21 protein-coding genes are annotated in these 23560 nt (G+C 58.7%); 11 read left to right on the top strand and 10 right to left on the bottom strand.

Annotation, left to right across the window (positions count from 1 at the left end; all coding sequences use genetic code 11):
* The first annotated feature begins 169 nt into the window (after positions 1 to 169).
* Positions 170 to 2020 carry an ABC transporter ATP-binding protein gene (locus GH784_RS20320; RefSeq protein WP_065702305.1) on the top strand — a complete coding sequence of 617 codons (1851 nt, stop codon included), beginning with the start codon at positions 170 to 172 and terminating at the stop codon, positions 2018 to 2020.
* A gap of 253 nt (positions 2021 to 2273) precedes the next feature.
* Complete coding sequence (locus GH784_RS20325; RefSeq protein ID WP_003513518.1) at positions 2274 to 4250, top strand: ABC transporter ATP-binding protein; 1977 nt, start codon at positions 2274 to 2276, stop codon at positions 4248 to 4250.
* A 13-nt stretch (positions 4251 to 4263) separates the two neighbouring features.
* On the opposite strand, the gene GH784_RS20330 is transcribed toward GH784_RS20325, so the two are convergent.
* Complete coding sequence (locus tag GH784_RS20330; protein ID WP_065702306.1) at positions 4264 to 5196, bottom strand: endonuclease/exonuclease/phosphatase family protein; 933 nt, start codon at positions 5194 to 5196, stop codon at positions 4264 to 4266.
* A gap of 310 nt (positions 5197 to 5506) precedes the next feature.
* Here GH784_RS20330 and petA point away from each other — a divergent pair, with 310 nt between their 5' ends.
* The 5 genes from petA to GH784_RS20355 all read left to right on the top strand — a co-directional run bounded on the left by petA (position 5507) and on the right by GH784_RS20355 (position 9395).
* A complete protein-coding gene (petA, locus tag GH784_RS20335) occupies positions 5507 to 6085 on the top strand; it encodes a ubiquinol-cytochrome c reductase iron-sulfur subunit (RefSeq protein ID WP_323131484.1) in 579 nt (192 codons plus the stop codon).
* Between the two features lie 14 nt (positions 6086 to 6099).
* Positions 6100 to 7383, top strand: a complete 1284-nt coding sequence (locus GH784_RS20340; protein WP_019565206.1) for a cytochrome b — start codon at positions 6100 to 6102, stop codon at positions 7381 to 7383.
* Positions 7384 to 7405: 22 nt separating this feature from the next.
* The gene (locus tag GH784_RS20345) at positions 7406 to 8290 is read left to right on the top strand and encodes a cytochrome c1 (RefSeq protein ID WP_153793698.1); all 885 of its coding nucleotides are present in this window, start codon (positions 7406 to 7408) and stop codon (positions 8288 to 8290) included.
* 79 nt (positions 8291 to 8369) lie between these two features.
* The gene (locus GH784_RS20350) at positions 8370 to 8762 is read left to right on the top strand and encodes a GFA family protein (RefSeq protein WP_065702308.1); all 393 of its coding nucleotides are present in this window, start codon (positions 8370 to 8372) and stop codon (positions 8760 to 8762) included.
* Positions 8763 to 8852: 90 nt separating this feature from the next.
* Positions 8853 to 9395, top strand: a complete 543-nt coding sequence (locus GH784_RS20355) for an adenine phosphoribosyltransferase (RefSeq protein ID WP_019565208.1) — start codon at positions 8853 to 8855, stop codon at positions 9393 to 9395.
* 13 nt (positions 9396 to 9408) lie between these two features.
* Here the strand turns inward: GH784_RS20355 and GH784_RS20360 are convergent, their stop codons facing one another.
* The 4 genes from GH784_RS20360 to ychF all read right to left on the bottom strand — a co-directional run bounded on the left by GH784_RS20360 (position 9409) and on the right by ychF (position 12471).
* Complete coding sequence (locus tag GH784_RS20360) at positions 9409 to 10044, bottom strand: class I SAM-dependent methyltransferase (RefSeq protein WP_065702309.1); 636 nt, start codon at positions 10042 to 10044, stop codon at positions 9409 to 9411.
* 63 nt (positions 10045 to 10107) lie between these two features.
* Positions 10108 to 10575: a MaoC family dehydratase gene (locus tag GH784_RS20365; RefSeq protein WP_003513502.1), complete on the bottom strand. Its 468-nt coding sequence runs from the start codon at positions 10573 to 10575 to the stop codon at positions 10108 to 10110.
* A complete protein-coding gene (locus tag GH784_RS20370) occupies positions 10572 to 11045 on the bottom strand; it encodes a MaoC family dehydratase (protein WP_003513500.1) in 474 nt (157 codons plus the stop codon). The genes GH784_RS20365 and GH784_RS20370 overlap by 4 nt, the downstream gene beginning before the upstream one ends.
* Positions 11046 to 11367: 322 nt before the next feature.
* Positions 11368 to 12471 (bottom strand): redox-regulated ATPase YchF, encoded by a 1104-nt coding sequence (gene ychF / locus GH784_RS20375; protein WP_003513497.1) that lies wholly within the window; start codon positions 12469 to 12471, stop codon positions 11368 to 11370.
* Positions 12472 to 12724: 253 nt separating this feature from the next.
* On the opposite strand from ychF, the gene clpS reads away from it, so the two are divergent.
* Positions 12725 to 13036, top strand: a complete 312-nt coding sequence (gene clpS / locus GH784_RS20380) for an ATP-dependent Clp protease adapter ClpS (RefSeq protein WP_003513495.1) — start codon at positions 12725 to 12727, stop codon at positions 13034 to 13036.
* An 11-nt stretch (positions 13037 to 13047) separates the two neighbouring features.
* On the opposite strand, the gene GH784_RS20385 is transcribed toward clpS, so the two are convergent.
* From GH784_RS20385 to GH784_RS20405, 5 genes are all read right to left on the bottom strand, one after another.
* Positions 13048 to 13500, bottom strand: coding sequence for a GNAT family N-acetyltransferase (locus GH784_RS20385; protein ID WP_065702310.1), 453 nt, complete (start codon positions 13498 to 13500; stop codon positions 13048 to 13050).
* A gap of 6 nt (positions 13501 to 13506) precedes the next feature.
* Positions 13507 to 14223 (bottom strand): aminoacyl-tRNA hydrolase, encoded by a 717-nt coding sequence (gene pth / locus GH784_RS20390; protein WP_003513491.1) that lies wholly within the window; start codon positions 14221 to 14223, stop codon positions 13507 to 13509.
* Positions 14224 to 14324: 101 nt separating this feature from the next.
* Positions 14325 to 15038 (bottom strand): substrate-binding periplasmic protein, encoded by a 714-nt coding sequence (locus tag GH784_RS20395; protein WP_065702311.1) that lies wholly within the window; start codon positions 15036 to 15038, stop codon positions 14325 to 14327.
* Positions 15039 to 15054: 16 nt separating this feature from the next.
* Positions 15055 to 17439, bottom strand: coding sequence for a bifunctional diguanylate cyclase/phosphodiesterase (locus GH784_RS20400; protein WP_003513486.1), 2385 nt, complete (start codon positions 17437 to 17439; stop codon positions 15055 to 15057).
* Positions 17440 to 17745: 306 nt separating this feature from the next.
* A complete protein-coding gene (locus GH784_RS20405; protein ID WP_013636594.1) occupies positions 17746 to 18357 on the bottom strand; it encodes a 50S ribosomal protein L25/general stress protein Ctc in 612 nt (203 codons plus the stop codon).
* Between the two features lie 300 nt (positions 18358 to 18657).
* Here GH784_RS20405 and GH784_RS20410 point away from each other — a divergent pair, with 300 nt between their 5' ends.
* The 3 genes from GH784_RS20410 to adh all read left to right on the top strand — a co-directional run bounded on the left by GH784_RS20410 (position 18658) and on the right by adh (position 23500).
* Positions 18658 to 20742, top strand: coding sequence for a putative bifunctional diguanylate cyclase/phosphodiesterase (locus GH784_RS20410; RefSeq protein ID WP_026330768.1), 2085 nt, complete (start codon positions 18658 to 18660; stop codon positions 20740 to 20742).
* A gap of 107 nt (positions 20743 to 20849) precedes the next feature.
* Complete coding sequence (locus GH784_RS20415; RefSeq protein ID WP_013636592.1) at positions 20850 to 21809, top strand: helix-turn-helix domain-containing protein; 960 nt, start codon at positions 20850 to 20852, stop codon at positions 21807 to 21809.
* Positions 21810 to 21982: 173 nt separating this feature from the next.
* Positions 21983 to 23500, top strand: coding sequence for an aldehyde dehydrogenase (gene adh, locus GH784_RS20420; RefSeq protein WP_003513477.1), 1518 nt, complete (start codon positions 21983 to 21985; stop codon positions 23498 to 23500).
* The last annotated feature ends 60 nt before the right edge of the window (positions 23501 to 23560 follow it).

Raw genomic sequence — 23560 nt, forward strand, 5'->3', positions numbered from 1 at the left:
GTGCTGCTGCTGGCCTAGGTGTTACCCCCGCGGTTCGACCGCGTTTCCCATAGTTTGACTCGTCATGTGGCTGTTGCGGCCATATCCAATACTTTTCTGTTCCGTCGTGAGCCATATTTGCGTTTGCTCACGTTTCACGATGGGGCGATTGCTTGCCGGAGCTTGGCCTATGTTTGGCTGGTTTGAAAAACGCCTTGACCCTTTTCCCTCTTCGGCGCCGTCTGTGCCGCCGAAGAAGCTTTTGCCGTTCGTGTGGCATTATGTGCAGCCCGCATGGCCGTGGCTCCTGCTGCTCGGCCTGATGTCCATGGGCATCGCCGTTGCGGAAGCCATGCTCTACAAATTCCTCGGCAGCATCGTTGACTGGCTTTCCACGGCCAATCGCGAGACGTTTTTTGCCGATGAGGGCTGGCATCTGATGGTCATGGCTGGGCTGGTGCTCTTCCTGCTGCCACTGATGGGCGCTATCCACACCATGACGATGCACCAGACGCTTGCCGGCAATTTCGGCATGATCGCGCGCTGGAAGATGCATCGTTTCCTGCTGCGCCACTCCATGAACTTTTTCGCCAACGAATTTGCAGGCCGGGTTTCGACCAAGGTGATGCAGACGGCACTGGCGATCCGCGAAGTGGCGCTGAAGGTGATCGACGTGTTCGTCTACGCTATCAGCTTCGTCGTCTCGATGCTGTTCATGGTTGCGGCCGCAGACTGGCGGCTGGTCATTCCGCTGCTGGTGTGGCTCGGCATCTATATGGGTATCCTCACCTATTTTGTGCCGAAACTCGGCCGGCTCGCGCAGGAGCAGGCAGATGCGCGCTCGATGATGACGGGGCGTATTGTCGACAGCTATACAAACATCTCGACGATCAAGCTGTTTTCGCATGCGGGCCGCGAGGAAAGATATGCGCGTGAGGGGATGAACGTGTTTCTCGGAACCGTTCACCGCCAGATGCGCAAGATTTCCGGCTTCAACATCCTGATCGACCTCAACAATGCGGTCGTGCTGTTTTCCACGGCCTCGCTCGGTCTTTATTTCTGGATGCAGGGTTCGGTCACGGCCGGCTCGGTTGCCATTGCCATAAGCCTTGCCATGCGCGTCAACGGCATGTCGCAATGGATCATGTGGGAAGTCACCTCGCTGTTCGAAAACATCGGCACCGTCTATGACGGCATGTCGATGATGACGAAGCCGCACGATATCGTCGATGCTCCGAAGGCGCCGCAGCTTGCGGCACCGCAGGGCGCGATCCGTTATGATAACGTCCGCTTCCACTACGGCAAGAACAAGGGCGTGATCGACGGGCTGACGCTGGATATCAAGTCGGGCGAGAAGGTCGGTTTGGTCGGGCGTTCCGGTGCGGGCAAGACAACGCTGATGAACCTGCTTCTGCGTTTCTACGATCTGGAAGCGGGCAAGATCACCATCGACGGGCAGGACATCTCCAAGGTGTCGCAGGACAGCCTGCGCGAGTTGATTGGTGTGGTGACGCAGGATACTTCGCTGCTGCACCGTTCGATCCGCGACAACATCGCCTATGGCCATCCCGAGGCCACCGACGAGCAGGTGATCGCGGCGGCAAAGCGGGCGAATGCCTGGGACTTTGTGGAAACGCTTGTCGATATGCATGGCCGCCAGGGCCTTGATGCCCAGGTGGGCGAACGCGGTGTAAAGCTGTCCGGTGGCCAGCGTCAGCGTATCGCCATTGCTCGCGTGTTCCTCAAGAACGCGCCGATCCTGGTGCTTGATGAAGCGACCTCGGCGCTCGACTCGGAAGTCGAGGCGGCGATTCAGGAAAACCTGTTCTCGCTGATGGAAGGCAAGACGGTTATCGCGATCGCCCACCGTCTGTCGACGCTGACCGAAATGGACCGGCTCATCATCCTCGACAAGGGCCAGATCGTGGAATCGGGCAGCCATGCGGAACTGGCGGCGATGGGAGGTATCTATGCCGATCTATGGCGGCGCCAGTCCGGCGGCTTCATCGCCGACCACGAGGCGGAAGCGGCTGCCGAGTAAGGAGAGCTCGAAGGGCGGGAAGCATGGTTTCCCGCCCTTTCGTTTGCGGTTCGCGTTTATCTATGTAGGCGAGTTAAACCTCTCCTCCGTCATGCCGGCCTTGAGCCGGTTTCCAGCCACGGCGCGTCTGCGCCGTGAAAGGGGTATCCCGCGATCAAAGACTTGAATCGCGCTTTACCCTTGATCTAGTCCTTGGTGACGGAGTGAGGATGCTGCGAGTGCGCGAAATCCAGGTGGATCTATCCAGAGCCCGGTGGAACATTCTTCGCCCTTTTTCATTTCCCGAACGTTACCGAAATATAATCTCTTCCCGAACGCTCTGCGGCTGTTCCCGCTCCGGGAATCCGCCTATATCCGGATCATGGTCATTACCCGCATCTTCGAGTTTTTCGAGAACTGGATAAAGCCCTTCGCCCGAAAGGACGATTTGCGGCCGCCGGAAAAGACGTCCGGTTTCATCTGGTTCTATATCTCGCAGGCCAAGGCGCCGTTTCTTGCCATGCTGGTGCTGGGCGGGTTGACGGCTGCCATTGAGGCTGCGCTTTTCTGGTTCGTCGGGCGGCTGGTCGACATTCTCTCGACCGTCAAGCCGGAAGAGGGCTGGGCTGGACTGCTGGCAGCCCATGGCGGCGAACTCGTCGGCATGCTGGTGTTGATCGGCATCGTGCGTTTTATCGTCACCATGGTGACCGCGCTGGTGGACCAACAGATCATCACGCCCGGCTTTTACAATTTGGTGCGCTGGCAATCCTATATGCATGTGGCGCGGCAATCGCTGACTTTTTTCCAGAACGATTTTTCCGGCCGCATCGTTACCAAGGTCTGGTCGGGCGGGCAGGCGGCAGGCGATCTTGTCACCTCGCTGATGGAAAGCGTCTGGTTCGTCGGCATCTACTCCGTCTCGATGCTGCTGCTGATCGGCGGACTGGACTGGCGGCTTGCCGTCGTCGTCCTCGTCTGGGTGCTGATCTTCTCGCTGCTGGCGCGTTATTTCGTGCCGCGCATCCGCTCCCATTCGAAAGAAACGGCGGAGGCAGCCTCCATGCTTTCCGGCCGGATGGTGGATGCATACAGCAATATCCAGACGCTCAGGCTGTTCGGGCGCGACGATGCCAACGACCGCTACATGCGGCAGGGCTTCGATATCTTCCAGAACGCCACGATGACGTTCACGCGGTTCATCACCGGTGTGCGCGCCTCGATGGCGCTGCTGTCGGGTGTGATGATCACGTCGATGGCGGCGCTGTGTATCGACCTTTGGCTGTCCGGCAAGATCAGTTCCGGCGCTGTCGCCTTCACGCTGGCACTGGTTCTGCGCCTCAACTTCCTGCTCGGGCGATTGATGACGCAGTTCAACGGCATCATGCGCAATTTCGGCACGGTGCAGAATGCGGCGGAGCTGATTTCGCAGCCGATCGGCCTTGTGGACGCGCCGGATGCGACAGTGCTGGACGTGAAAAGTCCAAGTATCCGCTTCGAAAACGTCAGCTTCCATTATGGGCGGGCGAACGGGGTCATCGACAATCTCAATCTCGATATCAAGGCGGGGGAGAAGGTCGGCATCGTCGGACGCTCCGGCGCGGGCAAATCCACCCTCGTCAATCTGCTGCTGCGGTTTTACGATGTTGAGAAAGGCCGCATCCTCATTGACGGGCAGGATATCGCCAAGGTCACCCAGGAATCACTGCGCGCCCATATCGGCATGGTCACGCAGGATACGTCGCTGCTGCACCGTTCTATCAGAGACAACATCATGTTCGGGCGCACGGATGCCACCGAAGCGCAATTGCTGGAGGCGACGCGCCGGGCCAAGGCGGATGAGTTCATTGCACGGCTGGAAGACCAGCGCGGCCGCACGGGTTTCGACGCGCATGTCGGCGAACGTGGCGTGAAATTGTCCGGAGGCCAGCGCCAGCGCATCGCCATTGCCCGCGTGATGCTGAAGGATGCGCCGATCCTCGTCCTCGACGAGGCGACGTCTGCGCTTGATTCGGAAGTAGAAGCGGCGATCCAGAGCAATCTCGATGAGTTGATGCAGGGCAAGACAGTGCTGGCCATCGCCCACCGTCTTTCAACAATTGCTGCTCTCGACCGGCTGATCGTGATGGATCAGGGCCGTATCGTCGAGCAGGGCAGCCATTCAGATCTCGTCTCGCAGGGCAGACTTTATTCGGAACTCTGGGCGCGACAGTCGGGCGGTTTCCTTGCTGTGGACGAGGCGGCCCAATAGGGTCTTTTGGCAGCTATTTCCCGATCATGAAATCCGCCATCAGGCCGAAATGATTGGAACCGAGGCTGTCGGGGAGACGGGTGGTTTTCAAGAGCGTGGCCGGTTCGCGGGCGAAGATATGGTCAATCGCGATGCCGAAGCGACCTGCCTTCGTCGGCCATGTGGCGGGTTCCCATGGCGCTTTCTTCAGGTCGTTGGCGGCGAGGAAGTCGCGCATGTCGGGAGCGATGCTGGCCGAATTGAAATCTCCGGCCAGAATGAGCGGCCCGGTGACACGAAAGAGAATTTCGCTGACTTCGTCCAGCTCGTCCCGGTGATAGTCGTCGAAATAGGGTTTGGTGATGTGACCTGCAGCGAGCGTCAGCTTCGTGCCGTCGAAATCGATGCTGGCGATGGCGAAACGGTCGCGGCGCAGATCGCTGAGGCTATGGAAACGGCCCTCCAGCAGCGGCCGCTTCGATAGGATCAAGAGATCACAGGTCGGTGTTCCCGCATAGCAGCCAAGCCTGTGGGGGTAGGTTTGCTGCAGACGCGGCAGAACCGATTCCAGCGCAGCCGCCTCAAACAGATAGACCGCATCCGCGTCTGATTCGAGAATCCTGTCGGCAACCGCATCCGCATTGGCGGCGTTATCCATCAATACGTTGAAGGACAACAGCCGGAAGGGTCTGGCGCCAGGTGCCGCATTGGCGCTTGTCGAGAATTCCATGAGCATGGCGACGGCGTGGATGGCGAGTGCAAGCGACCAGATGATGAGGAAAGCGGAAATCGCGTCACGCGTCAGCCAAAATACCAGGCATGACAGCAGGATACAGACGAAGGCGATGTGAAGCTGGAAACTGGTGACGAAGGCTAAAAGCCAGAAATCCGTCACATAACGCAGGCTGGCGATGAAAAGTACGGCAGCCACGACCGTGGAGACCATGCACGAGAGCTTCGCCGTCATCCGAATCCCTGCTTTCCAAGCTCTCCCTTGATGTCTCGTAACATGCCGCAAGGGTGGGCACAATGTTGCCCGCTTGCCGGGGCTTAGGAAAAAAACAGAAACAAATCCGCCCCTTCTGGCAGAATTACGGCAGCTTTGTGTGCTTTGCTCTTGCCAAGTCAGTCAATATTTTGCGATCAAACAGAATGACGCGGTTTCTCAAACGCCGCGAGGATGACCGAGACGGTGGGACGGAGATTGTCTTGGATCAAATCATAGCGGGAGGACTCATGCGATTTACGGCAAAAACAGCGCAGAGGATGGTGTAGCGGTGAGCGAGCACGTAACCAATCACGACGCCTCGGGTGAACCGACCCGTCGCGATTTTCTTTATCTAGTAACCGGAATGACGGGCGCCGTTGGTGCCGCCGCAGTGGCATGGCCCTTTATCGACCAGATGCGTCCAGACGCATCGACGCTGGCGCTTGCCTCCATCGAGGTGAATGTCGCGGCGGTCGAGCCGGGCATGTCGCTGACCGTGAAGTGGCGCGGCAAGCCGATTTTCATCCGTAACCGCACGGAAAAGGAAATTGGCGAAGCCAATGCTGTCGCTCTTGCCGATCTCAAGGATCCGGTGGCGCGCAACGCCAACATTGCCCCCGACGCGCAGGCGACGGGCATTGACCGTTCCGCCGGTCAGGGCAAGGAGAACTGGATCGTCATGATCGGTTCCTGCACCCATCTCGGTTGCGTTCCGCTCGGCCAGGCCGGCGATTTCGGCGGTTGGTTCTGTCCCTGCCATGGCTCGCATTACGATACGGCGGGCCGCATACGTAAGGGTCCGGCGCCGCAGAACCTCGCCATCCCGACATTTGCATTCACATCCGATACCGTGATCAAGATCGGATAAGGGGACAGATATTTATGAGTGGTCATTCCAGTTATCAGCCGTCCACCGGCATCGAGAGGTGGATCGATTCGCGGCTTCCCTTGCCGCGCATGATCTATGACAGCTTCGTTGCCTATCCTGTCCCGCGTAATCTGAACTACGCCTACACATTCGGCGCGATGCTGGCTGTCATGCTGATCGTGCAGATCCTCACTGGCGTCGTGCTTGCCATGCATTACGCCGCTGAAACGACGGTTGCCTTCAATTCCGTCGAAAAGATCATGCGCGACGTCAACCACGGCTGGCTGTTGCGCTACATGCACGCCAACGGTGCATCGTTCTTCTTCATCGCGGTTTACCTGCACATCGCCCGTGGACTTTATTACGGCTCCTATAAGGCGCCACGCGAAATCCTCTGGATTCTCGGCTGCGTGATCTACCTCCTGATGATGGCGACGGGCTTCATGGGCTACGTGCTGCCGTGGGGCCAGATGTCCTTCTGGGGCGCCACGGTCATCACCGGCTTCTTCTCGGCTTTCCCGGGCATAGGTGAGTGGATTCAGCAGTTCCTGCTCGGCGGCTTTGCGGTGGACAATCCGACGCTCAACCGCTTCTTCGCGCTCCACTACCTGCTGCCCTTCATGATCGCGGGTGTCGTCATCCTGCATATCTGGGCGCTGCATGTGACCGGCCAGACCAATCCGACCGGTGTGGAAGTGAAGAGCAAGACCGATACGGTACCCTTCACGCCCTATGCGACGTTGAAGGATGCACTCGGCGTTTCGGTGTTCCTCATCGCTTATGCGTGGTTCGTCTTCTACATGCCGAACTTCCTCGGACACCCTGATAACTACATCATGGCGGATCCGTTGAAGACACCGGCGCATATCGTGCCCGAATGGTATTATCTGCCGTTCTACGCGATGCTGCGCGCCATCACTTTCAATATCGGGCCGATCGATTCCAAGCTCGGTGGCGTTCTCGTCATGTTCGGCGCAATCATCGTGCTGTTCTTCCTGCCCTGGCTCGATACCTCGAAGGTTCGCTCCGCGGTATATCGTCCCTGGTACAAGCTGTTCTTCTGGCTGTTCGTGGTCAACGCCATCCTGCTTGGCTGGCTGGGTTCGCGTCCGGCGGAAGGCCTTTATGTCATCATGTCGCAGATCGGCACGCTTTATTACTTCGGTTTCTTCCTCGTCATCATGCCGATCCTCGGTCTGGTCGAAACGCCGCGGCGTATTCCGAATTCGATTACCGAGGCCGTTCTGGAAAAGAACGCCGCCAAGAAGACTGCCGCGCCAGCGGCCGCCCAAGTCTGAGCGCGAAGGAAGGATGACGACAATGAAGAAGCTTGTAACGAGCATCGCGCTTATCGCTGCCATCGGCTGTTCCGCCGCCGCTTTTGCGGCCGAGGAGAGCCACGATCTCGCCACCAAGACCGAGCATGCGATCGCCGGCGGTCACTTCCCGGTCATCAAGCCCGAGGAGCAGAGCTGGTCTTTTGCCGGACCTTTCGGCAAATACGACAAGGGCCAGCTGCAGCGCGGCCTGAAGGTCTACAAGGAAGTCTGCTCTGCCTGCCATTCGATGAGCCTCGTTTCCTTCCGCACGCTGGGCGATCTCGGTTATTCGGAAGAGCAGGTGAAGGCCTTTGCTGCGGAATATGAAGTGCAGGACGGGCCGAACGCCGACGGCGAAATGTATAATCGCAAGGCTGTGCCTTCCGACCATTTCCCCTCGCCATTCCCGAACCACGAAGCGGCTGCTGCTGCCAATGGCGGAGCTGCACCACCGGACATGTCGCTGCTTGCCAAGGCGCGCGGCGTGGAGCGTGGCTTTCCGCAGTTCGTCGTCGACATGATTCCGATCATCGGCGGTTATCAGGAAGGCGGCCCGGACTACATCCATGCGCTGCTGACCGGATACCAGGACGCGCCTGCCGGCGTTGAAGTGTCGGAAGGCACGCATTTCAACCCGTATTTCGCCAGCGCCGTGGCGCTGAAGATGGCGCCGCCGATCAGTGCCGATCAGGTGACCTATGACGATGGTGCGCCGCAGACGGTGGATCAATATTCCAAGGACGTGTCCGCTTTCCTGATGTGGGCCGCAGAACCGCATCTGGAAGCGCGCAAGCGCACCGGCTTCATGGTCATGGTGTTCCTGTTCATCTTCACGGCGCTGATCTATCTCACCAAGAAATCGGTCTACGCCAACAAAGAACATTGAGCGGCTTCAAATGCCTGCAATCATTGGCCCCCATGGTCTTGCCCTGGGGGCCTTTTCATGTGTCGAAGGAGGATGAGAAATGGCGAAAGTCCGGAGCGGTGGCTGCCTGTGCGGTTCCGTCCGTTTCGAGGCCACGGGTGAACCCGGCAATCCGCACAGCTGCTCCTGCGATATCTGCCAGCGGCACTCCGGCGCTTCCAGCCTTGCCTGGGTGGAGTTTGCGAGCGATGCAGTGGTCTGGACGGGAGAGCGCGGTGCGCCCATGGTTTTCCGGTCTTCAGATTATTCCAGCCGTGCGTTTTGCGCGGTCTGCGGCAGCACGCTTGGCGCCATCGACGATGCACCGACTGTCGACCTCGTTTCCGGCTCTTTTGACGACAGAAATGACGAGGCGCTACGGCCTCTGTCGCATTCCTTCGCGGATGTATGCCCAGTCTGGGCGCGGATCGAGGGAATGTCGGGGCAGGAATGAGCGGCGGTCCTTTTTAGTTGGTCCGCAGCCACCAAGTTGATAGGGTGGCCCGAACCTTCTGATCCATTTCCCAATCTAACTGGAAATACCATGACCGTTATCGCTTCGGAGCTTTCCGCTGCCATCCGCTCCATTCCCGACTATCCGAAGCCGGGCATCATCTTCAGGGACATCACGACTCTGCTTGGCAATCCGCGCGCTTTCCGCCGTGCCGTGGACGAGCTTGTGCAGCCCTATGCGGGAACGAAGATCGACAAGATCGCGGGGATGGAAGCGCGTGGCTTCATTCTGGGCGGAGCGGTGGCGCACCAGCTTTCCGCCGGTTTCGTGCCTATCCGCAAGAAAGGCAAGTTGCCGCACACCACCGTGCGCGTGGCCTACAGCCTTGAATACGGCGTTGACGAGATGGAAATGCATGTGGACGCCGTGCAGCCGGGCGAAAAGGTCATTCTGGTCGACGACCTGATCGCGACTGGCGGCACCGCCGAAGGTGCGGTGAAACTCTTGCGGCAGATGGGCGCGGAAATCGTTTCGGCCTGCTTCGTCATCGATCTGCCCGATCTCGGCGGCCGCAGGAAGCTGGAAGACCTCGGTGTGGAAGTGCGGACACTGGTGGAGTTTTCAGGCCATTGAGGCCGGTTTCCGGCTAGGAATGTTGCGACAGGCCGGTGTTTTGTCCGTTCTTTCGTAGTGCGATCCATGTCCAGTGGACGCCCATGGCGCGATTACCCGCCTGAATGGAAGCAACTTCTACCTGTCGTATCAACGTGAACCCCAGACGGGCTGCATTGCCCGTCGTTTCCGCTGGTGAAATGGGAAAAGCACGGCGGCCTTTGGGTGCGGGGCCGTGACGCAGGGACATGATCAGCAATCCGCCTTCTGCCGTCATCTCCGAGAGGCTTTCCATGGCGGTCTGCCGTGCCTCGTCATCGATATGGTGCCAGACGCCGCACAGCGTAACCAGATCGAACGGGCCGTGGCGGCGCGCTTTCATCAGATCGGGCAAACAGTCGTCAAGCCAGGTTATCTTGTGCGAGAGGTGCAATCTCTTTCCGGGTTCACGCAGTTCCTTGACCGGCTCTATCGCCAGAACATCATGGCCGCATTCGGCAAACCAGGCGGCATCGCGACCGGTGCCGCTGCCAATATCCGCCACGCGGGCCGGTGAGACCGGCAACAGATCGATGACCGGTGCGTAGATTTCCCGGCAATCCAGTCCATCGAACCTGGCAATTAGGTCCGGCGTTGCCGCTTCAGCATAACCCTGTAGGATATCGTTCATTCTTGCCTTCCCGCCGCGACGCCGATTCCGAGGGTATCGCGCGCGGGCTATCTCGGCCAGCCGCTATTCGAACTCCAGAACCCCGCTCTGGAAGGTCATCACGGTTTCTCCGGACTGGTTCACGCCCTCGTTGAAGGTGGTGTTCAGCCAAACCCCGGCTCTTGATTCCAGTGGTCGGGCATCGAGCAAGGTGACGAAATAGGTCACGTCGTCTCCGGCGAAAACCGGCTTTTTCCATTTGAGTTCACGAAAGCCGGGGGAGGGGCCGAGTTTCGGCGGTTCAAGGCCAAGTTGTTTCAGCCTCTTCACTTCCTTGCCCCAATGGGAAAGGAAACATTTCATCCAGCCAGCGCCGGTGTGCCAACCGGAAGCGCAGAGCGCTCCGAAGACGCTGTTTTTCGCCGCTTCGGCATCGAGATGAAAGGGCTGCGGATCGAAATCGCGGGCGAAACGGACAATGTCTTCGGCGGAAAAATGCAATGTGTCGAGGGTGACGCGTTCGCCGATCGGGGAAAGTTCTGCCAGTCTCATGCCGCAAGGCCTCCGTCCGCACGCATCAGGAACATCACGGTGTTTTCGCCGTGCGATACCAGAACGCCGCGCTGGTTATAAAGCTCATGGCGAAACTTCACGAGGCCGATGCCGGGGCGTGAGCTGGAGGTGCGCTGTTCCAGAACAATGGATTTTCCCGAAAGCGTATCGCCAGCCAGAACCGGCTTTTTCCAGTCGACATAATCGATGCCGGGGCTGCCTTGCGATGTCGAATCGCTGATATAGCTCTCCGCCATCATTCGCATCAGCAGGGCGCAGGTGTGCCAGCCGGATGCCGCCAGCCCGCCGAGAATGCTCTGGCGGCCAGCCTCTTCGGACAGGTGCATGGGCTGGGGGTCGAACTCGCTGGCGAATTCGATGATTTGTGCTGCAGAAATCGATTGCGGTCCCAGGGGAAATTCCCGTCCAACGGAAAAATCCTCATAGGCATATGTCGCGACCGGCGCCATGGCTTCCTCCCTTGCCTAGTCGATGTCACCGGCATCTAAAATGATTTTTCCCTTTACGTAAAGGTCAAATCGAGAGTGCGTTTGCGGTGTACGTAGATGCTATTGAGAGAGCCAGTGCGGCATGCTGCCTTCTCCCAGAGGAGGAGAAGGTCGCGATAGCGGAATGAGGGGCAAGGGTCGTGTAATTCGCCAGCCTTGCCTCCTCATCCGATCCTCCGGGCTATCTTCCCCCGCCGGGGAGAAGAAACAAGCCACGGATGTGTGTCACTTCGGTCAACGAGTCAAAAGACGCGATGTGACCGCCGCCGCGCTCAAGACCAGATCAGGTATTAAAGCGGAAGTGGATGACGTCACCGTCCTGGACGACATATTCCTTGCCTTCGTCGCGTCCCTTGCCGGCTTCCTTGGCACCAACTTCGCCCTTGTAGGCGATGTAGTCGTCATAGGCGATGGTAAAGGCGCGGATGAAGCCGCGTTCGAAATCGGTATGGATGACGCCGGCGGCAGCGGGCGCTTTGGTGCCGCGCACGATCGTCCAGGCGCGCGTTTCCTTGGGGCCGACGGTGAAATAGGTGATGAGGTCGAGCAGGTGATAGCCGGCGCGGATCAACCGGTCGAGACCGGCTTCGGTGAGCCCGAGGGCCGAGAGGAATTCTTCGGCTTCATCGGCCGGAAGCTGCGCGACTTCGGCCTCGATCGCCGCCGAGATGATCACGCATTCGGCGCCCTGTTGCTTTGCCATCTCCGCGACAGCCGCGGTGTGCTCGTTGCCGGTGGATGCGTCGGCTTCAGAGACGTTGCAGACATAAAGCACCGGGTGCGACGTCAGGAGATTGAGGCCCTTGAGGATTTCGATTTCCTCGTCCGCCAGTGTCTTCAAAAGCAGACGTGCCGGTTTTCCGTCGTTTAGCAGAGCAATTACGGCTTCCATCACCGGCAGTTGGGCCAAGGATTCCTTGTCCTTGCTGGTGGCGCGCTTGCGCGTCTGCTCGACACGGCGTTCCAGGCTTTCGAGGTCGGCGAGCATCAATTCCGTCTCGATCGTGTCGGCATCGCCAACCGGATTGATGCGGCCTTCCACATGGGTGATGTCGTCGTCCTCGAAGCAGCGAAGCACATGCACGACGGCATCGACTTCGCGGATATTAGCGAGGAACTTGTTGCCGAGACCTTCACCCTTCGATGCGCCGCGCACCAGGCCGGCAATGTCCACGAAGGAAATGCGGGTCGGAATGATTTCCTTCGATCCGGCAATGGCCGCGAGCTGCTGCATGCGGGGGTCCGGCACGGCAACTTCGCCGGTGTTGGGCTCGATGGTGCAGAAGGGATAGTTGGCGGCCTGCGCGGCCGCCGTTTTCGTCAGCGCGTTGAAGAGGGTGGACTTGCCGACATTCGGCAGCCCGACGATACCGCATTTGAAGCCCATGGCTTGAAACCTGTCCGTTTGAAAGAATTCGTTGAGGAGCCTTTTGCGGAAAGGGCAGGGCAAGGTCAAGCCCGGGGGCCGATTTGGGCGGGCAAAGCCCCGCGAATGGAGCGGAATTTTGCGCGAGTGCGGGGCCGGGGTTGTCGATGCTGCGGTTGCGGCGCAATATGCGCCGGTCGAGCAACCGATCTTTCGTCATCAACGGGGATTTTCCCCATGGGCTACAATTGAGTGACAATCACGGGCGACAATGATGAGTGACAGTCCTGTTGATCTCAAACCGAAACCGAAAGTCAAACCGAAGCTGGAGCGGCCTAAGCTCTACAAGGTCATTCTGCTGAATGACGACTATACGCCGCGCGACTTCGTCACCCTGGTATTGAAGGTCGTCTTCCACATGGGCGAGGACACCGGCCACCGGGTGATGATGACGGCGCATCGCTTCGGGAGCGCGGTCGTCGTTGTCTGCGAGCGCGACATTGCCGAGACCAAGGCCAAGGAGGCGAACGATCTTGGCAAGGAGGCCGGGTTTCCGCTGATGTTCACCACCGAGCCGGAGGAGTGACGGTTTTATGCTCAATCCCGCCGGATCTGAAAACCCGTCTTGTTCTGAATGAAACCGCAGTTTTCGTAGAAGGCATGCACCTCAGGACGCTGCCGGCCGGTCAGCAGCATCACCTTGTAGCAATTTGCGGCAAAGGCGGTCTCGATGGCTTGGCGCACGACTGCGCGGCCATATCCCCGGCCGCGACGGCTTTCCAGCGTCACCACATTTTCGATGAAGGCATAGGGACGGGCAGCGCGCGTCAGGTTCGGGATGACGAGAAGCGTGGCGGTTGCAACGGGTTCCTGGTCTTCCATGGCAAAGAACACGGTGAGGCCGGGTTGGCCGAGCATGGCGGCGAAAACCGTGCTTGCCTCTTGCGTCGTCAGTTGCGGGTCCGAAGGGTTCAGCGCCTGGTAAAGTTCGAGCAGTTTCGGCAGATCGTCCGGGCCAGCTTTGCGAAGGCTCATGGTCTCTGAAGACATCTGCGCTCAATCCTTCTTGCCGAACATCCGCTTCAGCATCTCCGCCATCGGCCCGGTTTCCGGCAGTTTTTTCGGTTGGGCGTTGTTGCGCGCCTGATGGATGTGGGATTGCGCGGCGGGCTTGGCCGCCTTGGCCGGTTTTTCCGTTTCCGGCTTGCTGCCGGTGGCAAGCGCCAGCTTGTTCATCAGCTGCGAATCCTCTGATTTCACCAGCATCGCGGCATTGTCGGCAATGGCGTCCAGCAGCGGATCGAGCCAGACCCGGTCGGTCTTGGCGAAATCACCGAGAACGTGGCCATGCACCCGCTCCTTGTCGCCGGGATGGCCGATGCCGAGACGCAGGCGGCGGTATTCCTTACCGCAATGGGCGTCGATCGATTTCAGACCATTATGGCCGCCATGGCCGCCGCCGGTCTTGATGCGCGCCCGGCCTGCAAGCAAATCGAGTTCATCATGGATGACGATAATGTCTGCCGGTGCAAGCTTGAAGAAACGCATGGCCTCGCCGACGGATTCTCCCGACAGGTTCATGTAGGTAAGGGGCTTCATCAGCAGAACTTTCTCACCGCCTATTTCGCCTTCGGAAATCTCCGCCTTGAATTTCCGCGCCCAGGGCGAGAAGGAAGGCAGGCGCTGCAGCGCATCCACGGCCATGAAGCCGATGTTGTGACGGTTTCCCGCATATTGGGCGCCGGGGTTACCAAGGCCTGCGATGATCTTCATGGGGCATGTCCGCTTTTTTGCCTGACGATGCTGTTGTCACCACCCCGAAATGTTCCGGCTGTCAATCTTTTTATGGATTTTTTGATGTCGCGAGCGGGCGCTCAAGGGCTGACGAGTTTGTAGCGGTCGAATATGCTCTGTTGCGTTCCATCGGCGATCAGTCTGTCCAGGCGCGCTTGCAATTTTGCAATGACCTCGTCTGGAACGCTTTTGTTGCAGGCAAGACCCAGCTGTTGCCGCGCCAGCGTTATCACTTCCCTGAATTTGCCTGGGGGTTGGCTTTTGAAAGTGCTTTCCGACATGGGCATCAGGTCGATGCGGCCTGCGTTCAGCTTGTGAAGCGTGATCTGGAAATCAGCACCGACATCCACATGCTCGAAACCGAGGTTGCCAAGAAGGACCTCGGTGTAGTCGCCACGCTGGGTGCCGACCCGGTATTTCCTCGCGTCTTCCAGACTGGAGACGTTGATATCCGCATTCTGGCGCGCCACGAGGATGTTGCGGTCGCTATGGATCGGTGAGACCCATTTGAAAAGCTTTTCCCGTTCGGGCGTTCTCGCCGTGGCAAAGACGCAATGCATGGCCTTCGTTGTGGCCAATGCGATTGCCCGCGCCCAGGGCATGACGGCAACCTCGTAATCGGTGCCGGTATCCTCAAGTACGATCTTGAGCTGGTCGATATAAACGCCCGCCACGCTGCCGTCGTCGTTTTGCAGATTATAAGGTGGGTAAACCTCGGTGGTCAGGAAAAGCTTGGCTGCGCTGGCCGGGCCGGCAAGAGCAAGAAAGATCAGACAAAAGCGGATCAATCCCATGGCTGCTCCCACCCGTTTACGCCTGTCGCGCCGCGGCGCGGTCTGCGCCGTTATCCGCATTCAATGCAGCGATCAGCCGTTCGATGGGCTGCGGTCGCGCGAAATAATAGCCCTGTCCGTAATCCGCGCCTATCACTGTCAGAAGCTCCTTCTGCTCTTCCGTCTCGACGCCTTCGGCGATGACGGAGCAATTCATCTTGTGTGAGATTGCGGCGATACCCTCGACCAGCATGCGGCTGCGCTGCCTTATCTCCACCGTGTCGTCGCAGATCGAGCGCGTGAAGGACTGATCGATCTTGACGATGTCGACCGGAAAACGGCTGAGATAGCTTAGCGACGAATAACCGGTGCCGAAATCGTCCAGCGCGATGCGGCAGCCCAGCTGGTGAATGGCATTGAGGATCGCCCGGATTTGCGGATCGTCCTTCATGATGACCGCCTCGGTTATCTCGATAATCAGCCGTTTAGGAAGAATGCCGTAGCGGTGAAGGACGCCGGCGATACGGGTCGGCAATCCCGGTTCGAACTGCAGCGGCGAAAAATTCACCGCCACATAGGATTGCTCCATGCCGGGCAGGTGCGACAGTCTGGCCAGATTGGCGATTGACTGGTCGAGGATGACATTGCCGATGCGATGGATGGTGCCGTTTTCTTCCGCAAGGCTGATGATCGTGGCGGGAGAAAGCAATCCCTTGTCCGGATGGTTGAGACGCAACAGTGCCTCGAAACCCGCCGTCTGGCCCGTTGCAAGATCTTGAATCGGCTGGAAATAAGCCTCGAACCAATTGTCGGAAAGCGCCTGCGCGATATCCCTTTCCAGTTCCGCATGTTCGCGCGCCCGGTCCATGATCGAGCTGTCGAAGATCTGCGAGCCGTTCTTGCCCGTTCTCTTGCGGGTATACATGGCCATGTCGGCATTCTGCAAAAGTTCGGATGCGCTTGCGGCATGCAGCGGGTAGATCGCCATGCCGATGCTGGCGCTGAGACGGATGCTGTTGCCTTCGATCTCGAAGGGCGTGTCCAGCATGGTGCAAATCCGCTCGCAGAACAGCTGGGCGCGCTCCTCCACCTTGTCGCCAGCAAGCAGGATGGCGAATTCGTCGCCGCCCAGACGCGACGCGCTGTCCAGCGGTGTCAGCAGTGGTTCGATTTTCAGCGTGAATTCCCGCAGAACCGCATCGCCCGCCGCATGGCCGAGATTGTCGTTGATGGCCTTGAACCGGTCGAGGTCTATGAAAAGGCATGCCAGTTCGCTGCCGTTCCTGTCGGCGTCACGGATCTGCACGTCGAGAATGGCCTCGAAACCCTGGCGATTGAAGAGACCGGTCAAATGGTCGGAAATAGCCTGCTGGCGGTTGCGCTTTTCCGACTGGCGCAACTCCGTCACGTCAGTCATGACGCAGAGATATGTGCCCTGATGTGCGTTGCCGGAATCAAGGGCTTTTTCAAGGATGAGGGCGTCCATAACGCTGCCATCCATGCAATGAAAACGCACCGTGATACCCGCATGTGCGGCGTCGGGCGAATGTTGCGCCGCCTTGCGCTGCAGGAAAAGGGACCGGTCATCCGGGTGGATGAGGTCGGCGAAATTCAGGCCGAGTATTCTGGCCCGATCATAACCGGTCGCCTGCACCCAATAGTCGCTGACCGCGGCAATCCGGTCGTATCTGTCAAGCGAGAACAGCATGGCGGGTGTGCGATTGTAGATTTCCGTCTTCCGCTCATGGGCATGCTTGATTTCCAGCTCTTCCTTTTCAAGCTGGGTCTGCATTTCGTTGAAGCTTTTTGCCAGCCTGCCGATCTCGTCCTTCGAGCGCCAGTCGACATGGTGGCGCGAGCCGACGCGGCGTGTCGCTTCTATCGCTGCCGCCAGCCGCATCAGCGGGCGGATGACCATGAAGCGGTTGCCGGCGATGGCCGCAAGAACGGTGGTGAGAATGGCGAGAATGAAAATTGTGATGAAGGCCAGTTCGGTGCGGCTGAGAGAGGTCAGAAGACCGATATCGTCGTAATAGACTGTCAGTTGCCCGACGGTGACGACACCGTTTGTGGTTTTGTAGGTCACTTCGCGGGTCGTGGAGGCTGCATCCTGAATGATGTCGCTGCCGGCCGTCTGGATGATGTCCAGCTGGCCAGAGGTATCCTTGACCTCGACCATGCGGATCACGGGGTCGGAAACGAGGGTGCCGGTAATCTGATTTATGGTGTCGTCGTCGAGATCCCATAGCGGGCGGGCAAGCGCCTGCGCATTGGTTGACAGCAGGATCTCGAGGTGATTGCGCTGGCTACGGATAGCCTCGTGATAGGAGAGGGTCAGCAAAAGGGTGAAAAGCGGGGCGACCACTGTGAGAAGTGCACCGGAAACAATCGCGATAAAGCGACTTTCGACGGAATGAGCCATGTTCTATTGCAGTACCCTCTACCCCAGATAACTGCGCCCCGTTTCCGCCCCGTCCGGAGAGACATCCTTGAGGTTTTCGGCAACGGCCTTGTATCCTCACTGTATTTCTTCAACCCGTCCGGTGTTTTCACGATAACGCAATGGGCATCGTTTCATGGAATTGTTAATTCACGCTGAAACGGGACCGGCATCCTGGACGCGGCGAGAGGTTTTTGCTTTTAAAGTTCATAAAAACTAAAAGGCCCGTTCCGAAAAACGGAACGGGCCTTTTAGCTCAAATCTATCTGGCCTTATGGCCGCAGATTATTATTCAGAAGCTTCGCCGGCTTCTTCTTCTTCTTCAGCAACGCCGCCAGCCGGAGCAACGATCGTTGCGATCGTGAAGTCACGGTCGGCGATTACAGGCGAGATGTTCTTCGGCAGCTTCACATTCGAAATGTGAACGCTGTCGCCGATCTTCAGACCGGAGAGATCAACCGTGATGAATTCCGGAATGTCGTTGGCCGGGCAGTGGAATTCCACCGTGTGGCGAACGATGTTCAGAACGCCGCCGATCTTGATTTCCGACTTTTCTTCGTTTTCGAAGTGAACCGGAACTTCAACGTTGACGAGCGTGTTGCCCGAAACGCGCAGGAAGTCGACGTGCATGGTGAAGTCGCGGACCGGATCAAGCTGGTAGTCCTTCGGCAGGACCTTGATCTTCTTGCCGTCGACGTCGATTACCGCCACAGTCGTCATGAAGCCGCCAGCGTGGATACGCTTGGTTACTTCGTTGGTCGACAGAGCGATGGAAATGGGGGCCTGCTTGTCACCATAGATGACAGCGGGAATCAAACCGTTGCGGCGAAGTTCACGAGAGGACCCCTTACCAACTCGTTCGCGCGCCTCGGCCTTGAGCTCATACGATTCTTTGCTCATGGCAATTCCTTTCGAGGTTATATGGAGAGTTCATGCCCGCGGGCGCTGAACTGGAGAGGCTAAAAGCCATCTCGCCCGCGTTGCCTCCAAGGGTGTCTACACGGGTGCGGGCGCTATAATACAAACGGAAGACAAAGACAAGAGCGGCCGTTTTCCACGGATGCTATGCTGTGATTTTATTAGACTTGTCTAATTCACTCGTGCATTGCAACTTTTAATATATGCTTATCCATTCATATAAACCGGCTGCAAACTTGGCAAGTGATAAGGCTGCCTGGAATTCCAATTGCGTAGATGACAATGCTTAAAGTTCTCCAGTGCCTTACCGTCGATCATGACTTCCGATACACCACAGCAGCGGTCCTCGTCTGCATGCTGGGAAGCTTCGTCACGATGCGTCTTTTCTCGAGGGCGCGTCAGGCGAGGGGTTGGCAAAAGGTCAACTGGCTGTTTCTGGCTGGTGTCAATGGTGGGTCGGCGATATGGACCACCCATTTCGTGGCGATGCTGGGTTATGTCGCTGCCGGGGAGGTGGGGTACGATCCCTATCTGACCGGGCTTTCGCTTCTTATCGCCATTGCTACAACGACAACCGGCTTTGCCATTTCCGCCTATGGCGGACGCACAGCCCTGGTGGAAGCGGGTGGTGCGACAGTCGGTCTCGGTATTGCGGCCATGCATTATACCGGCATGGCTGCCTATCAGATACAGGGCATGATTTTCTGGAACCAGACCTACGTCATCGCTTCGCTGGTGCTCGGGGCTGTATTCGGTGCGCTCGCGGTCAATCGCATCGCGCGCCCAGTCAACCGGTTTTGCCAATATAGCTCGGTTGCGTTCCTGATCCTGGCCATCGCCTCCATGCATTACACCGGCATGGCCTCGATGTTGTTCGAGTTCGATCCGCGCATCGTCATTTCGGAAAGTCTGCTGCCGCCCGCCATCATGGGTGGGGGCGCCATCGCCGTGACGCTTCTCCTGCTGGCGCTCGGGCTTTCCACCTATGTCATCGACGCCCAGTCCACCCAGCAGGCGGTCGCCCGCTATCGTCATCTTTCGTTGCACGATCCGCTGACGGGCATTCCGAACCGCGCGGCATTTATCGAACATCTCAACCGCCGCACGCGCCATCTCTCCATGGGCGCGCACACGGCGCTTTTGTCCATCGATCTCAACCGCTTCAAGGAAATCAACGACGTTCACGGCCATGCGGCGGGCGATGCCGTGCTGCGCGCCATTGCCGACCGCGCAAGTTCCGTTCTGAAAGCCGGGGAGTTTCTGGCGCGTATGGGCGGGGATGAATTCGTGGCGATGACCCATTCCTATTATACCCGCGCCGATGGTGCGGAATTCGCCCAGCGGCTGATCGAGCAGATCAGCAGGCCGGTCGAATGGAATGGGCAGACATTTTCGGTCGGCGCGAGTGTGGGCATATCGGTGCGCAATACCGGCGCCATTGACGCCGACACGCTGATGGCGCAGGCCGATGTCGCCATGTATCGGGCAAAAGGCGGGAATTCCGACACGATCTGCTTTTACGACAAGTCCATGGATGAAGCCGCACGCGAACGCAACGCGCTTGCCGTGGCCATGCGCAGCGGTCTCGCCAACAGCGAGTTCGAGCTTTATTACCAGCAGCAGAATGATACCAAGAGCGGCAGCATCGTCGGTTTCGAGGCGCTGTTGCGCTGGAAACATCCGGAACGCGGTATGATCTCGCCCGTCGAATTCATTCCGATCGCGGAGCAGACCGGCTTTATCGTCGAATTGGGCGAATGGGTTCTGCGCGAAGCCTGCGCGCAGGCGGCTCTCTGGAAAAAATCGCTTTCCATCGCCGTCAATGTCGCCCCGCAGCAGCTTGCGGACAATGATTTCCCCGAGAAGGTCGAGAAGATTCTTAGGGAGACGGCGCTTGCGCCTGAGAGGCTTGAGCTTGAAATCACCGAAGGCAGCATCATCGCCGACCACCGCCACGCGCTGATCACGATCCGCAAACTCAAGGCGCTCGGCGTCAAGATCGCCATGGACGATTACGGCACGGGCTATTCCTCCCTGTCGACCCTGCAGAGCTTTCCCTTCGACAAGATCAAGATCGACCGGGCATTTATCGATGGCCTGTCGACCAATGTGCAGTCGGAGGCGATCGTTCGCTCCACGCTCATTCTGGCGCATAGCCTCAATATTCCGGTGCTTGCGGAAGGTGTCGAGACGAAGGCCCATATCGAGTTCCTTCGCCGCGAAGGCTGCCTGCAGGTGCAGGGCTTCTTCTTCGGCAGGCCCGGTCCCTTGACCTCCATCGCCAATCTCGTCGACGACACGTTCCTCTCGACGGAGGACGAGCCGGAGGTCACCACCACCGGCCAACGCTATTTCAAGGCGGTATGATATCAGGCGCAGCCCGCGGTTGCGCTGACGGATGCAGGTCGCAAAGTTTTTAGTTGAAACGTGAACGCTTCCAGCGCACCATTGCCGAAAAGCTTTGGGAGGAGCGAATGCCGACAGACATCGCCCATGCGGACCGCGTGTATGAAACAGCGCGCCAACGTTCCGCAGCCGCAAGTTCTCCGATTATCGCCTCATGGCGCCGTTGCATGGTCACGCACCGTCTTGCGCCGGAGGAAAACCGCAAGCCGATCTTTCTCACCGATGTCGAATTCCGCCGCGCACGCGAAAGTGCGGCGGGCCTGATTGCCGAAAGCACGGATGAACTCGACCGTATTTTTCATAGTGTCGGCAAATCCGGCTGCTGCCTGCTTTTGACAGACGCCCAGGGCGTCGCGCTGGAGCGCCGGGGTGCTGCCGGCGACGATCGTGATTTCCGGGCGCTCGGTCTCTGGTCCGGCGCCGTCTGGAGCGAAGCGAGCGTCGGAACCAACGGTATTGGAACGGCACTTGCCGACGAGCGTTCGGTGGTGGTCTATCGCGATCAGCACTTCTTCACATCGAACACGGAACTCTGCTGCACCACGGCCCCGATACGCGACCATACCGGCCGGGTGACGGGCGCTCTCGATATTTCCACGTGCCGCGACGATATCAACGAAATGACGTTTTCTTTCGTCACGCAGGCGGTGCGGGATGCGGCCCAGCGTATCGAGGGCAATCTCTTCCGCCGGGCCTTTCCCGGCGCGCGCATCGTCGTGGTGCCTACGGGTTTCAGTCCGGCACTTTCATTGCTTGCCGTCGATCAGGACGATCTCGTGCTTGGGGCGACGCGCGCGGCGCGGCTTGCGCTGAAGCTCGATGACCATCGCATTGCGCAGGGGCTGCCCGCCGCCGATGTCTTGCAGGAACAGCGTCACGACGGCGGTTCCGATCTTGAGGAGGCGGAACGTTCGGCTTTGCGCCGGGTTCTGTCGCGCACCAATGGCAATGTCACGCAGGCCGCGTCCCTGCTCGGCATCAGCCGCGCCACGCTTCATCGCAAGATGAAGAAATTCGACGTGCATTGAGGCTACCCGAGACCATACCCGCTCAATTCAGCGGGATCGGAGCGGGTTTGTCGCAGATGTGAGACAATGTGCGCTGCGGAACCGCGCGGTGCCACTACCCGCCACGATCATCTAGGCCCACCTTCCTGTCATGCGGTCCGTCGCGGATCGTTTTCATCAGGGAGGATGAAATCATGAATATTCAGGTTCAGCACAAAGCTGGCGAAGCGCCCTTCAAGCTGAAATACGGAAATTTCATCGGCGGCAAATGGGTGGAGCCGAAATCCGGCCGCTACATGGACAATCTGTCGCCGGTAACGGGTCACAAGATTTGTGAGGTTCCGCGCTCCGATGCGGCCGATATCGAACTCGCACTGGATGCCGCCCACCAGGCGCGGGAGAAGTGGGGCAAGACGAGCGTTACCGAACGTTCCAACATCCTGCTCAAGATCGCCCAGCGCATCGAGGACAATCTGGATCTCATCGCACGGGCCGAAACCTGGGATAACGGCAAGCCGCTACGCGAGACCACCAATGCGGATATTCCGCTGACGATCGACCATTTCCGCTATTTCGCGGGCTGCATCCGCGCGCAGGAAGGCACGATCGGCGAAATCGACAATGACACTGTCGCTTATCATTTCCATGAGCCTCTCGGCGTCGTCGGCCAGATTATTCCGTGGAACTTCCCGATCCTTATGGCCGCATGGAAACTTGCACCGGCACTCGCCGCCGGCAACTGCGTGGTACTGAAGCCGGCGGAACAGACGCCTGCTTCTATTCTGGTGGTGATGGAGCTTATCGAAGACCTGCTGCCGCCGGGCGTGCTCAACATCGTCAACGGCACTGGTGTTGAAGCGGGCAAGCCGCTGGCGCAGAGCAAGCGCATCGCCAAGATCGCCTTCACCGGCTCCACCCCGGTCGGCAAGGAAATCATGCGTTATGCGGCCGACAATGTCACAAACATCACGCTGGAACTGGGCGGCAAGTCGCCGAACATCTTCTTTGCCGATGTGATGAATGAAGACGACGCTTTCCTTGACAAAGCGCTTGAAGGTTTCGCCTTCTTCGCGCTCAACCAGGGCGAAGTCTGCACATGCCCGTCGCGTGCGCTGGTGCATGAATCGATCTACGACCGCTTTATGGAAAAGGCGATCAAGCGCGTTCAGGCCATCAGCCAGGACGACCCGCTCAATCCGTCGACCATGCTGGGTGCGCAGGCCTCGCAGGAACAGTTCGACAAGATCATGCGCTATCTGGATATCGGCAAGAAGGAAGGCGCAAAGGTTCTGACCGGCGGTGACCGCAAGACGCTCACGGGCGATCTTAAGGACGGTTATTACATTCAGCCGACGGTCTTCGAAGGCAACAACAAGATGCGGGTTTTCCAGGAGGAAATCTTCGGTCCTGTCGTTTCGGTCACCACCTTCAAGACGGTGGAAGAAGCGCTCGAAATCGCCAATGACACGGTTTACGGTCTTGGCGCTGGCGTCTGGAGCCGCGATACCAATATCGCCTATCGCGCTGGTCGTGGCATCGAAGCGGGCCGCGTGTGGACCAATTGCTACCACGTCTATCCGGCCGGTGCCGCCTTTGGTGGTTACAAGCAGTCGGGCATTGGTCGCGAGACCCACAAGATGATGCTCGATCACTACCAGCAGACCAAGAACCTGCTCGTATCCTACAGCCCGAACAAGGTTGGCTTCTTCTGAGTTCCTCCCCGGAAGCCGGCGACGGATCATCCTGATTTCCGGCCGCCGGCGAGTTCCCAG

Source organism: Agrobacterium tumefaciens, assembly GCF_009649785.1.
In the GTDB taxonomy this organism is placed as follows: Bacteria; Pseudomonadota; Alphaproteobacteria; order Rhizobiales; family Rhizobiaceae; genus Agrobacterium; species Agrobacterium tumefaciens.

Coding starts and splice junctions, on each gene's coding strand:
- GH784_RS20340 (WP_019565206.1), top strand. CDS start 6,100: ATGAGTGGTCATTCCAGTTATCAGCCGTCCACCGGCATCGAGAGGTGG.
- GH784_RS20345 (WP_153793698.1), top strand. CDS start 7,406: ATGAAGAAGCTTGTAACGAGCATCGCGCTTATCGCTGCCATCGGCTGT.
- GH784_RS20320 (WP_065702305.1), top strand. CDS start 170: ATGTTTGGCTGGTTTGAAAAACGCCTTGACCCTTTTCCCTCTTCGGCG.
- GH784_RS20330 (WP_065702306.1), bottom strand. CDS start 5,196: ATGACGGCGAAGCTCTCGTGCATGGTCTCCACGGTCGTGGCTGCCGTA.
- GH784_RS20350 (WP_065702308.1), top strand. CDS start 8,370: ATGGCGAAAGTCCGGAGCGGTGGCTGCCTGTGCGGTTCCGTCCGTTTC.
- GH784_RS20360 (WP_065702309.1), bottom strand. CDS start 10,044: ATGAACGATATCCTACAGGGTTATGCTGAAGCGGCAACGCCGGACCTA.
- clpS (WP_003513495.1), top strand. CDS start 12,725: ATGAGTGACAGTCCTGTTGATCTCAAACCGAAACCGAAAGTCAAACCG.
- GH784_RS20400 (WP_003513486.1), bottom strand. CDS start 17,439: ATGGCTCATTCCGTCGAAAGTCGCTTTATCGCGATTGTTTCCGGTGCA.
- GH784_RS20405 (WP_013636594.1), bottom strand. CDS start 18,357: ATGAGCAAAGAATCGTATGAGCTCAAGGCCGAGGCGCGCGAACGAGTT.
- GH784_RS20410 (WP_026330768.1), top strand. CDS start 18,658: ATGCTTAAAGTTCTCCAGTGCCTTACCGTCGATCATGACTTCCGATAC.
- pth (WP_003513491.1), bottom strand. CDS start 14,223: ATGAAGATCATCGCAGGCCTTGGTAACCCCGGCGCCCAATATGCGGGA.
- ychF (WP_003513497.1), bottom strand. CDS start 12,471: ATGGGCTTCAAATGCGGTATCGTCGGGCTGCCGAATGTCGGCAAGTCC.
- GH784_RS20385 (WP_065702310.1), bottom strand. CDS start 13,500: ATGTCTTCAGAGACCATGAGCCTTCGCAAAGCTGGCCCGGACGATCTG.
- GH784_RS20415 (WP_013636592.1), top strand. CDS start 20,850: ATGCCGACAGACATCGCCCATGCGGACCGCGTGTATGAAACAGCGCGC.
- GH784_RS20370 (WP_003513500.1), bottom strand. CDS start 11,045: ATGGCGCCGGTCGCGACATATGCCTATGAGGATTTTTCCGTTGGACGG.
- GH784_RS20355 (WP_019565208.1), top strand. CDS start 8,853: ATGACCGTTATCGCTTCGGAGCTTTCCGCTGCCATCCGCTCCATTCCC.
- adh (WP_003513477.1), top strand. CDS start 21,983: ATGAATATTCAGGTTCAGCACAAAGCTGGCGAAGCGCCCTTCAAGCTG.
- GH784_RS20365 (WP_003513502.1), bottom strand. CDS start 10,575: ATGAGACTGGCAGAACTTTCCCCGATCGGCGAACGCGTCACCCTCGAC.
- GH784_RS20395 (WP_065702311.1), bottom strand. CDS start 15,038: ATGGGATTGATCCGCTTTTGTCTGATCTTTCTTGCTCTTGCCGGCCCG.